At 58.0% G+C, this 9,923-nt stretch carries 10 protein-coding genes; 6 read left to right on the plus strand and 4 right to left on the minus strand.

What is annotated here, in order from left to right:
* The first annotated feature begins 5 nt into the window (after window positions 1-5).
* Together A3714_RS11085 and A3714_RS11090 are read left to right on the plus strand one after the other, a co-directional pair.
* On the plus strand, window positions 6-2,387 hold the full coding sequence (locus A3714_RS11085; protein ID WP_063525758.1) for an RND family transporter: 2,382 nt from the start codon (window positions 6-8) through the stop codon (window positions 2,385-2,387).
* A 324-nt stretch (window positions 2,388-2,711) separates the two neighbouring features.
* Window positions 2,712-3,722 (plus strand): quinone-dependent dihydroorotate dehydrogenase, encoded by a 1,011-nt coding sequence (locus A3714_RS11090; RefSeq protein WP_063509197.1) that lies wholly within the window; start codon window positions 2,712-2,714, stop codon window positions 3,720-3,722.
* 91 nt (window positions 3,723-3,813) lie between these two features.
* On the opposite strand, the gene rmf is transcribed toward A3714_RS11090, so the two are convergent.
* Window positions 3,814-4,020, minus strand: coding sequence for a ribosome modulation factor (gene rmf, locus A3714_RS11095; RefSeq protein ID WP_062816500.1), 207 nt, complete (start codon window positions 4,018-4,020; stop codon window positions 3,814-3,816).
* Between the two features lie 252 nt (window positions 4,021-4,272).
* Here rmf and rlmKL point away from each other — a divergent pair, with 252 nt between their 5' ends.
* Genes rlmKL through A3714_RS11110 form a run of 3 tightly spaced genes read left to right on the plus strand, consistent with a single transcriptional unit; the run spans window position 4,273 to window position 6,958 of the window.
* Window positions 4,273-6,384 carry a bifunctional 23S rRNA (guanine(2069)-N(7))-methyltransferase RlmK/23S rRNA (guanine(2445)-N(2))-methyltransferase RlmL gene (gene rlmKL, locus A3714_RS11100; protein ID WP_062816501.1) on the plus strand — a complete coding sequence of 704 codons (2,112 nt, stop codon included), beginning with the start codon at window positions 4,273-4,275 and terminating at the stop codon, window positions 6,382-6,384.
* A complete protein-coding gene (locus tag A3714_RS11105) occupies window positions 6,384-6,608 on the plus strand; it encodes a glutaredoxin family protein (RefSeq protein ID WP_062816502.1) in 225 nt (74 codons plus the stop codon). The genes rlmKL and A3714_RS11105 overlap by 1 nt, the downstream gene beginning before the upstream one ends.
* Before the next feature lie 44 nt (window positions 6,609-6,652).
* Window positions 6,653-6,958: a DUF6482 family protein gene (locus tag A3714_RS11110; protein WP_062816503.1), complete on the plus strand. Its 306-nt coding sequence runs from the start codon at window positions 6,653-6,655 to the stop codon at window positions 6,956-6,958.
* Window positions 6,959-7,056: 98 nt separating this feature from the next.
* On the opposite strand, the gene A3714_RS11115 is transcribed toward A3714_RS11110, so the two are convergent.
* From A3714_RS11115 to lexA, 3 genes are read right to left on the minus strand one after another with little or no spacing between them, the layout of a single operon-like run.
* The gene (locus tag A3714_RS11115) at window positions 7,057-7,878 is read right to left on the minus strand and encodes a TatD family hydrolase (protein ID WP_063525701.1); all 822 of its coding nucleotides are present in this window, start codon (window positions 7,876-7,878) and stop codon (window positions 7,057-7,059) included.
* Window positions 7,826-8,242 (minus strand): DUF1499 domain-containing protein, encoded by a 417-nt coding sequence (locus A3714_RS11120; protein ID WP_063508905.1) that lies wholly within the window; start codon window positions 8,240-8,242, stop codon window positions 7,826-7,828. Before A3714_RS11120 ends, A3714_RS11115 begins: the two co-directional genes overlap by 53 nt.
* Window positions 8,243-8,273: 31 nt before the next feature.
* Window positions 8,274-8,888, minus strand: a complete 615-nt coding sequence (gene lexA / locus A3714_RS11125; RefSeq protein ID WP_062816506.1) for a transcriptional repressor LexA — start codon at window positions 8,886-8,888, stop codon at window positions 8,274-8,276.
* A gap of 315 nt (window positions 8,889-9,203) precedes the next feature.
* Between lexA and A3714_RS11130 the strand changes: the two genes are divergently transcribed.
* Window positions 9,204-9,854, plus strand: coding sequence for a cyclic nucleotide-binding domain-containing protein (locus A3714_RS11130; protein ID WP_063508904.1), 651 nt, complete (start codon window positions 9,204-9,206; stop codon window positions 9,852-9,854).
* The last annotated feature ends 69 nt before the right edge of the window (window positions 9,855-9,923 follow it).

The raw sequence follows: 9,923 nt of genomic DNA on the forward strand, positions 1-9,923 counted from the left end.
ACAGCATGTCAGGTCGTATTTCCAAAACCATTGCCAACGGGCTGTTCTCCATCCGTCCCGTCGTCCTGCTGCTGTTCGTGGCAGCGACTGTCTTTCTGGGCCTGCAGGCCAGCAAGATTCAGCTTAATACCGATATCCGAAAAATGGTCCCGTTGGGCCACCCCTATATTCAGAACTTCCTGGAACACAAGGATGATATGAGTCTGGGCAACGATATCCGTGTGATCGTTGCCGAAACGCAAAGCGACGATATCTTCAATGCCCAGTATATGACCGCCCTGAAGGAAATCACCGACGAGGTGTTTGCCCTTGATGGCGTGGATCCGAGCAAGATCAGTTCGCTCTGGACCAGCAATGTGCGCTGGAACGAGGTAACGGAGCAGGGCTTTCAGGGCGGTGAAGTGATTCCCGCTGGCTACGATGGCAGCGAGGCCAGCCTGGAAGATCTGCGCACCAATGTCCTGCGCTCGGGCCAGGTGGGCCGATTGGTCGCGGATAATTTCCAGTCCAGCGTAGTGCATGCCCATTTGCTGGATGCCCTGGGCGAGAACGGTGTGGATATTCCTGCCTTGTCCGCCCGTCTGGAAGAGATCCGCCAGACCTATCAGGACAAGTATCCCAATGTACGCATTCATATCGTCGGTCTGGCCAAGAAAGCCGGCGATGTGATGGCTGCGGCTGAAGAAGTGGCCATGTTCTTCTTCTTCACCCTCGCGCTGATCGCAGTATTGCTGCTGATTGATACCCGCTGTTTGCGCAGTGCGGTAACAGTGACAGTGTGCTCTTTCGTGGCGGTGATCTGGCAGCTCGGTATTGTCAGCACCCTGGGGTTCACCATTGATCCCTACTCGATGCTGGTGCCGTTCCTGGTGTTTGCCATTGCGGTGTCCCATGGGGTGCAGATCGTCAACACCCTGGCCAACTATGCGGCCGAAGGGCAGACCCCGCTGGACGCTGCGCGGAATACCTTCCAGTCACTGTATGTGCCCGGCATGGTGGCGCTGGTGTCCGATGCCATCGGGTTCCTGACGCTCTATATCATTGATGTGGGTGTGATCCGCGAACTGGCCATGGCCGCCAGTATCGGTGTGGCGGTGATCATTATCACCAACCTGCTGGTGGTGCCGACGGTATTGTCCTACCTGGGAGTGAGCGGTGCGGCTGTTCGCAAGATCCAGGCAGGCGAGAAGAAAGACCATCCGCTGGCCGGATTGTTTGCCCGGTTTACCCGCAAACCATTGGCGGCGATTTCTATTGTGATTGCGGTGGCCGGTTATGGTGTCGGCATCTACATGAGCCAGGACCTGAAAATCGGTGACTTGGACAAGGGTGCGCCGGAACTCTGGCCGGACCCGTGCGAAGACATGGACTGCCCGCGTGGTTATGAGCCCAAGCCCCGGTACCGGTATAACCATGACGTGAACTTCCTGGTGTCCAACTATTCCGTCAGTGCCGATGTGCTGGTGGTGATGGGGAAAACGCCGGTGGAGTCCTGTAACACTTACCCGGCCATGGAGACCGTGGACGATCTGTCCTGGACATTGCGGAGCGTGGAGGGCGTGCAGGATGTGGTCAGCATCGCCTCAGCCACCAAGCTGATCGCCACCAACATGAATGAGGGCTCCTTGAAGTGGGCCACCATTTCCCGGGATCAGTATGCTCTGAACAACGTGATGAGCTTCATGCCGGACAGTCTCTACAATCTGGACTGTTCCCTGGCGCCGGTCTATGTGTTCCTGGATGATCACAAGGCAGAAACCCTGGATCGCGTTACCGCTGCGGTGGCGGATTTTGCCGAAAAACGCAATAACGAAGAGGTCATTGAGTTCAAGCTGGCCTCCGGTAATGCCGGTGTGGAAGCTGCCACTAACCAGACCATCGAGGCCAACCAGTATCCCATGCTGGTGCTGGTGTATGCGGTGGTATCCATTCTGGTGCTGATTGCCTTCCGTTCCATCCGTGCGGTGATCTGTATCATTGTGCCGTTGGGGCTCACGTCTATCCTTTGTCAGGCGCTCATGGCGCATCTGGGCATCGGGGTGAAAGTGGCCACGCTGCCGGTGATCGCCCTGGGTGTGGGTATCGGTGTGGATTACGGCATCTATATCTACAGCAAGCTGGCCCACTACCTGAAACAGGGTATGGACCTGGAATCGGCTTACCGAGAAACCCTCAAGACCACCGGCAAGGCAGTGGCCTTCACCGGGATTACCCTGGCAGTGGGCGTGATCTTCTGGGCTTTCAGTTCCATCAAGTTCCAGGCGGATATGGGCATTCTGCTCACCTTCATGTTCCTGTGGAATATGATCGGGGCCCTCTGGCTGTTGCCTGCATTGGGAGCCTTCCTGCTCAAGCCTGATGCGGCCCGCGCTCGTCAGAAAAGCTAACTGACGCGCTGGTTTCGTTGGTTATTTTCAAGCCCGGCTCCGCCGGGCTTTTTTTGTTTTTTTGGGGACTCCCCGCAGGGTGGCCGGGATTATCCGGGCTCGACAGGGCTTTTTGAAAAGCTCTGGAGCAAGCTGCGCCACGGTATCCTCGCCGGGTCCCGGTTCGCATGTCGCAGATCCCCCTTAGGGAGGCGAGCATGACTCCTATGGGTAGACGATTCCATGACGCCTGACCCTGGGCAGAGCCGCTGTCCGACACAAAGCATCGAAGTGCCTGGGTAGCTTGGCTATAATGCCCGCCATTATCACAATCCGGGTTATCCCATGCTGTACTCCCTTGCTCGCCCCTTGCTGTTTTCCCTGTCTGAAGAACATGCCCACGAGTTGACTCTGGCCATGCTGCGCAAGCGGACTGGCAAGTTGTGGCCGGGCAGTGTGCCTGCCTCTCCCAGGGAGGTGATGGGCATTGAATTCCCCAATCCGGTGGGGCTGGCGGCGGGCCTGGACAAGAATGGTGACTGCATCGATGGCCTGGCGGATCTGGGTTTTGGCTTTATCGAGGTGGGTACGGTGACACCACGTCCGCAGTCGGGTAACCCCCAGCCTCGTTTATTTCGCCTGCCCAAGGCACAGGCGCTGATCAACAGAATGGGTTTCAACAACCTTGGTGTGGATTATCTGGTGGGTGCGGTGAAACAGAGCCGTTACAAGGGCGTGCTGGGTATCAATATCGGCAAGAACAAGGACACGCCGGTGGAAGACGCGGTCCAGGATTACCTGATCTGTCAGCAGAAGGTGCATGCCTACGCGTCCTATCTGGTGGTGAACGTGTCTTCTCCCAACACTCCCGGCCTGCGCAGCCTGCAGCACGGGGATGCCCTCAATGAGCTGCTCGGCACGCTGCGCGAGGCCCAAAGCCGTCTGGATCAGCAGCATCGCCGCCGTGTCCCGCTGGTGATCAAGATCGCACCGGACAACACTGACGAAGAGCTTCAGGCCATGGCGGAAGCCTTTGTTCAGCACGGTATCGATGGTGTCTGTGTAGGCAACACCACCCTGTCCCGTGAAGGGGTCGAAGGGCTGCCCAAAGGGAATGAGCAGGGAGGCCTCAGCGGTGCCCCCTTGACGCCTGTTGCCAATCGGGCGCTTGCCTCCATGAGCCAGGCGCTGAAAGGCCGAATTCCGATTATCGGCGTGGGCGGCATCAATAGTGCCGCCGATGCACTGGAGAAGCAGCGTTTGGGAGCCGATCTGGTTCAGATCTACAGTGGTCTGATTTATCAGGGGCCGGGCTTGATTGGTGATATCGCCCGCGCTTGGCCCAGGGCTGTCTGAGCGAGAGGCCAGCAATTAAAAAGGGCCCGGGAGGGGCCCTGTGAGTCGGCGCGTGACACGCCGGCGCGGTGTTGAACTGTTAAGTCAGGTGTTAGCCGATATTTTTCAGATTCTGGATACTGGAGACCCCCAGCATTCCTTGTGCGAAATCGGTGCGACCTTCGCGCCAGCCGCCCATCCAGTTAGTACGTGCACTGAGGGTGCCAAACGGGCATTCCTCACGAGATTTTCCATCCAGGCCGGCGTTGTATCCCCGGCTGTAGGCGCGGTCGTCTTTGTTTCGTTTTTGTCGCTTCATAGACGCTTTCCCTTTCACAGATAGCGGTATTGACAATGACCCCTGGCAGAGAACAAGGCCAGTTATCGGGGTCGACCAATTCAGTATGGGAAACCGTTGGGGTGGTGTCGAATATCATGTAGCAATATGGTTCGTGCTTGTTAAGCATATGACGTATAAAGGGCAGCTTGATGACAGTTTGTGTAACGCATTGAAAGATATAACGTTAATTTTTTCGTTGCGCATAAAACAGTCACTTACGAGGTATCAGTAATGGAATTTGTGGCCACCAGCATGCCCGGCATTGCCGAGTTGCTGGCCGATGAACTGTCGTCACTGGGGATATCGGTAACAGAAACCGGTCGCGCCCATGTGGCGTTTAGCGGCGGGACTGCGGATGCCCTGCGGGTCTGCCTGTGGTCACGGCTTGCCGAGCGGGTGTTGTTGTCCCTGGGAACCCTGGGGGTCTCTCCCGATATTGCCCCGGAAAAGCTGGCTGCCAGCCAGGACTGGCTGGCGCTGGTGGGCAATGATGCGCCACTGCATATCCACCTGGAACACGGGGTGGGAGTGCGTGGGGATAACCGAATCAGTACCAAGCGCTTTATTCAGGCGTTACCGCCACAGTTCACCATTTCCCGGGATGCCCGGGGCAGTTGCTGTATCCGTGCCCGGCTGGACCCTTACCAGGCACATCTGTGGCTGGATCTGGCTGGCGATCCCTTGCACCGCCGCGGTTACCGGCTGGCCGGCGGGCGGGCGCCGCTACGGGAAACCCTGGCCGCGGCCATGCTGTGGGCGTCAGGCTGGCGTCATGGCAGTCATCCGGCGGCCCTGATGGATCCTTTCTGTGGTTCCGGCACCCTGCTCATCGAAGCGGCGCAAATCGCCGCTGGCTGGGCTGCCGGCGCCCAGCGCAAACAGTACGGTTTTCAGCAGTGGCGGGGTTGCCGTCGTCAGCTCTGGCAGGAGGCAATGGCGGAGGCGGCCGATAGCGTCCGTCAGCCGCTTCCCGAAATGTCCCTGAAGGGTTTCGATGTGGATGGCCGCGCTATCCAGCTGGCCCAGCAGAATGCGGAGCGGGCAGGGGTTCGTCAGGCGATTCACTTCGAGCGCCGTGAACTGGGGGCCCTGCGTCCCCGGGATTTTGCCGATCAAGGGCTGCTGGTGGCCAACCCGCCCTGGGGCGAGCGCCTGGATGAACAGCAGCAGGCCGGCTGGCTGCATTTCGCGCTGGGACGATTGCTGGCCAGGCTGGCGCCGAACTGGCAGGCGGTGTTGCTGGGAGCCGATGCGGAAGTCATGGACCGCTCCGGCATGGATCTGCAGGGCCAGTGGCGACTGAAGAACGGACCGTTCAATAATTTCATCCGTCTGTATCACTCTCGCCAGCCGGCGCCGGTGGAGGTGGTGACCATTGCTGAGTCATCCGCCTTTGACGTACCGGAAGGGGCGCAGCCCCTGGTAAACCGTCTTCGCAAGAATGGCAAACATCTGCGCCGCTGGCTGGAGCGCGAGGATATCCAGTGTTATCGCCTCTACGACCGGGACTTACCGGAGTTCAATGTGGCGGTGGATATCTATGGTGACCAGGTACTGGTTCAGGAATTCAAAGCGCCGAAAACCGTGGACCCGGAAAAGGCCAAGCAACGCCGGGATCTGGCGGTAACCGCAGTCCGCGCCGCCCTGGGTGTGCACCGTGAGCAGGTGCATCTGCGCACCCGGGAGCGCCAGAAAGGCAACCAGCAATATCAGAAACTGGATGGCCAGGGCCGTTACCGGCTGGTGCGCGAAGGGCAGGCACAACTGTTGATCAACCTGCAGGACTATCTGGATACGGGTCTGTTCCTTGACCATCGACCGACACGACTGAAGATTGCCGAGGAAGCCAGCGGTAAGCGCTTTCTCAATCTGTTTGCCTACACCGGCTCGGCGACTGTGCACGCCGCGGTGGGAGGCGCCAAACGCACCGTCACGGTGGATGCCTCAAAACGTTATCTGGAGTGGGCAGCCTGCAATCTGGCGGCCAACGGTTTCTCCACTGACCAGCATGAGCTGGTGCGAGCCGACACCATGCGGTGGCTGGACGAATGTCAGGAACAGTTTGATCTGGTGTTCTGTGATCCGCCGACCTTTTCCAACAACAAGTCACGCAGCGACTTCGTGGTGGAAGAGCATCACGGTGAGCTGATCCGCAAGATCATGCGCCGGCTGGAGCCGGGCGGGGTGTTGTATTTTTCCTGCAATTATCGGCGGTTTGAACTCGACCCGAGTATCAGCAAGTGGTATCAGGTAGACGATATTACCCGCTGGAGCATCCCGGAGGACTTCCGCCGGAATGACAGGATTCATGTCTGCTATGCCATTCGGCATGTGGAGGACTGATGAGTGTAGTGCTTTACACCACGGTGGGCTGCCATCTTTGTGAGCAGGCCCGGGAGCTGGTGTCCACGGTGGCACCGGATATCACGCTGACGCTGGTTGATGTGGCTGAGGATGATGAGTTGCTGGCGCGATACGGTGAACGTATTCCCGTGTTGATGAAGGAGGGACGGGAGCTGGGTTGGCCTTTTGGTCTGCTGGATGTGCAGCAATTTCTGGCAGGTTGAGTGATTGATGCGGGCTTCACAGCCGTGGAGCCATTATTGCTCACATGGAAACCATCAGCCCGAAGAAACTGCACAAGCGTAAAGCCGATGAGGTTGAGATCTTCTCAGCCTGCTTGTCCGTCTGTACCGTCAAGGTGCGTTTCGGTGAAACCTGGTACTGGGTGGCCGACGACAGTGGCAAGATCATGCGCTTTAATGGTCCTGAGCACGCCAATAACCAGCTCCAGACCCTGGTCACCAGCACGGCGCATTTGCTCCATCATTCCGCCCATGCGGAAATGGTCGGGCAGCCGGAAGGCGAGGTGATACCGCCCCTGCGGGTACGCTTTCACTGGCGAAGCCAGACCTGATCGGTTGGTGCCTTGCTTGCAAGGGGAAGGCTTGGTGCCGCTCCCTCCCTCGGGAAGTTTCGCTTTGCGAGCAAAGCTCCAACGGGGTCTGGTTTCGCTTATCTGAACAGCGCTCGCGCGTTTTCACTCGTCATGCCCGCCACCCGGGCCACATCTTGCCCCCGCAAACTCGCCACCCGTTTACCGATCCAGGGAAGCAATGAAGGTTCATTGCGCCGCTTCTTCGGGGGCGGTTCCGGTAGGTCCCGCGGCAGCAGATAGGGGGCATCGGTTTCCAGCAACAGTCGGTTATCCGGAATATTGTGCACCAGCTCTGCCAGTGGTTTCCCGCGGCGTTCATCACAAATCCAGCCGGTAATGCCGATATGGCAATCCAGGTCCAGATAATCGAAAAGTGCCTCGCGGGAACCGGTAAAGCAATGCAGCACGGCACCCACAAGGTGATCCCGATAGGCTTTCAGGATGGGCGCGAAGCGTTCATGGGCATCACGTTCATGGAGAAATACCGGTAGCTTATGCTCCACAGCCACTGCCAGCTGGGCCTCGAAGGCGTGCTCCTGGTCGGAACGTGGGGAAAAGTCTCGATTGAAGTCCAGCCCCATCTCGCCGGCGGCTTTTACGCTCTGCTGTCCCAGTAGTTCACGCAGTTCATTTTCCAGCGCCGGCGAGTAGAAGCGGGCGCTATGGGGGTGCAGGCCGGCAGTGGCAAACAAATCGTCGTGTTGGCTTGCCAGGGCTATGGCCTGGCGGGATTCTTCCACATTGGTACCGGTGAGCAATTGCCAGGTCACCCCGGCGGAGCGGGCGCGTGCCAGTACCTGGTCGCGATCGCCCTGGAATTGCTTGTCGGTCAGGTTGACGCCGATATCAGCCCAATGAACGGGAGCCGTGTTGAGGGTAGTGTTGTGAGGTGCTGTCATCAGGGGCCTGCTCCGCCAGTTGTTCGCGCAGGGATTCTACCCGACGACGGTTGGCACCTAAATCCCAGTAACCCACCCGGGATGCGGACCGTACTTCTACCATGCCATCTTCGCGGACATAAAAAGTCACATCATCCACAAAGCGAAGCAGGCGACTGGAGAAGCGGGCCTGAATGCGGGACTGACCGACCACGTCGAATTCAACCCGGGGTAACTGGCGTAACAGTGCCTGCAGGCGGGCCATGCTTGCCTGGCGGGTTTGTGCGACCTTCAGCGGAGCGACCCGGCGGTCCTCATCGGTTGCCAGGCTGGACACGCAGTTGGGCGAATCCGGGCAAGGGGCGAGAAGATTCGTATCGGACATGGCGACGGCACTCATCAATAGCAGAACGGCACTAGTAAGAATTCGGATCACGGATTAGCCCCACAAAAATACCCTCGATGATCAACTGATCCGCCGGCACCTTGATGGGCTCATACGCCTCATTGGCCGGTAGCAGGGTAGCGCTGGATTTATTCAACTTTAGGGTCTTCACTGTGACTTCTTCGTCAATGCGGGCTACCACGATTTCGCCGGAGCGGGCCACGTTGGATTTACGTACGGCAATCAGGTCGCCATCGAAAATGCCGGCCTCGATCATGCTGTCGCCCTGTACCTTCAACAGGTAGGTTGGCCGTTGTTTGAACAGCCCCTGGGGGACGGGAACCGTGCGCTCCACGTTCTCGATTGCCTCGATGGGAACGCCGGCAGCGACCTTGCCCACCACCGGCAGTTCTTCTTCCGACCAGAACGCATTATCGAGTAGCTGAATCCCGCGGGAGCGGTCGCTGTGGAGTTTGATAAAGCCCTTGCGTTCCAGTGCTCTCAGGTGGTCAGAGGCGGCATTTTTGGACTGAAAGCCCATGATGTCGGCAATTTCCGCACGCGTCGGAGCCATACCGGTATCGGCGATACATTCGCGGATACAATCCAGTACCTGTTGCTGGCGATCGGTGAGTTTGCTGCTCATAACCTTCTCCATGTTTCCCGCAGGATTTCGGTTCCATGCCCGGGCGCCAATAGCGCTTCTGGCTGACCAGGCTGTCAGTCGAGGCTGACAGCCGGTGCTACAAAACCGATGCTAGCACAGGTACTGATAATATGAACAGTGCTATTTGAACAGTTGTCCGGGCCGGTTTTTCGACCGTTGAGGGAGGATATCGTTGCCCTGTGGGAGCGCTGGCACTAGCATATTGAAGGGAGCTTCTGAGCGGTTCGTGTCCTTCCGGATTCGCCCTGCAGCCGGAGTCTCCGATAATAATTCCATCAGACCTGGGGATAGTAGATGGAGCAGGCCAATAATAATGATTTCGGCCAACAACGGACTCGGCAACTGTTATCCGGTGTCCCGTTTTTCAATGAAATTGCCCGTGACGACCAGCATGAATTCGCGCATCTGGAGCGCAATACGCGCCTGTGGGTGGCAGGTTCCGGTGACACGGTGATTCGTGCCGGGGATGTGGATTCCACCTTGTATTTCCTGTTGCGGGGGCAACTGGAAGTGCTCTCGGGGCATGCCGGCGACACGCCACTTTATTATGTTTCTCCCGGTGAAGTCTTCGGCACCCTTTCCATGCTGCTGGGCACGCCGCGCAGCGCCACTATCAAGGTGGCGGAGAATGCCCGCGAAGCCGTGCTGGCAAGCCTGGACTTCAATCAGTTCAACGAGGATGACGGTCCTTATTCACTGGCGACGCGGCTGGCCTTTTTCCACATGATCGTTCATCACATCCGTTGGACGCTGGAAGTCAAAAGAATGCAGTCTCCGGATCACGAGCTGGTCCAGTCCATGCGCAAACTCCCGGTGTTTCACGGCGAGAAAGGCAGCCGGGAAGAACTGGCGGCCCTCAAGGTTCAGGCCCAGGGGTTGGCAGAATTGCTGTGTCGCTGGAATGAAGAAGGCCCGGAAGGGACGGGGGCGTTGCAGCTCACTTGAGGGCAGTTAATAGTTAATAATTAATAATTAATAATTAATAATTAATAATTAATAATTAATAGTTTCGCG

This window comes from Alcanivorax sp. HI0007, from assembly GCF_001635525.1.
In the GTDB taxonomy this organism is placed as follows: domain Bacteria; phylum Pseudomonadota; class Gammaproteobacteria; order Pseudomonadales; family Alcanivoracaceae; genus Alcanivorax.

Excerpts from the sequence above, each read along its gene's own strand:
- A3714_RS11115 (WP_063525701.1), bottom strand. The coding sequence starts at position 7,878 with ATGACAGCACCTCACAACACTACCCTCAACACGGCTCCCGTTCATTGG.
- A3714_RS11120 (WP_063508905.1), bottom strand. The coding sequence starts at position 8,242 with ATGTCCGATACGAATCTTCTCGCCCCTTGCCCGGATTCGCCCAACTGC.
- rmf (WP_062816500.1), bottom strand. The coding sequence starts at position 4,020 with ATGAAGCGACAAAAACGAAACAAAGACGACCGCGCCTACAGCCGGGGA.
- rlmKL (WP_062816501.1), top strand. The coding sequence starts at position 4,273 with ATGGAATTTGTGGCCACCAGCATGCCCGGCATTGCCGAGTTGCTGGCC.
- A3714_RS11085 (WP_063525758.1), top strand. The coding sequence starts at position 6 with ATGTCAGGTCGTATTTCCAAAACCATTGCCAACGGGCTGTTCTCCATC.
- A3714_RS11105 (WP_062816502.1), top strand. The coding sequence starts at position 6,384 with ATGAGTGTAGTGCTTTACACCACGGTGGGCTGCCATCTTTGTGAGCAG.
- lexA (WP_062816506.1), bottom strand. The coding sequence starts at position 8,888 with ATGAGCAGCAAACTCACCGATCGCCAGCAACAGGTACTGGATTGTATC.
- A3714_RS11110 (WP_062816503.1), top strand. The coding sequence starts at position 6,653 with ATGGAAACCATCAGCCCGAAGAAACTGCACAAGCGTAAAGCCGATGAG.
- A3714_RS11130 (WP_063508904.1), top strand. The coding sequence starts at position 9,204 with ATGGAGCAGGCCAATAATAATGATTTCGGCCAACAACGGACTCGGCAA.
- A3714_RS11090 (WP_063509197.1), top strand. The coding sequence starts at position 2,712 with ATGCTGTACTCCCTTGCTCGCCCCTTGCTGTTTTCCCTGTCTGAAGAA.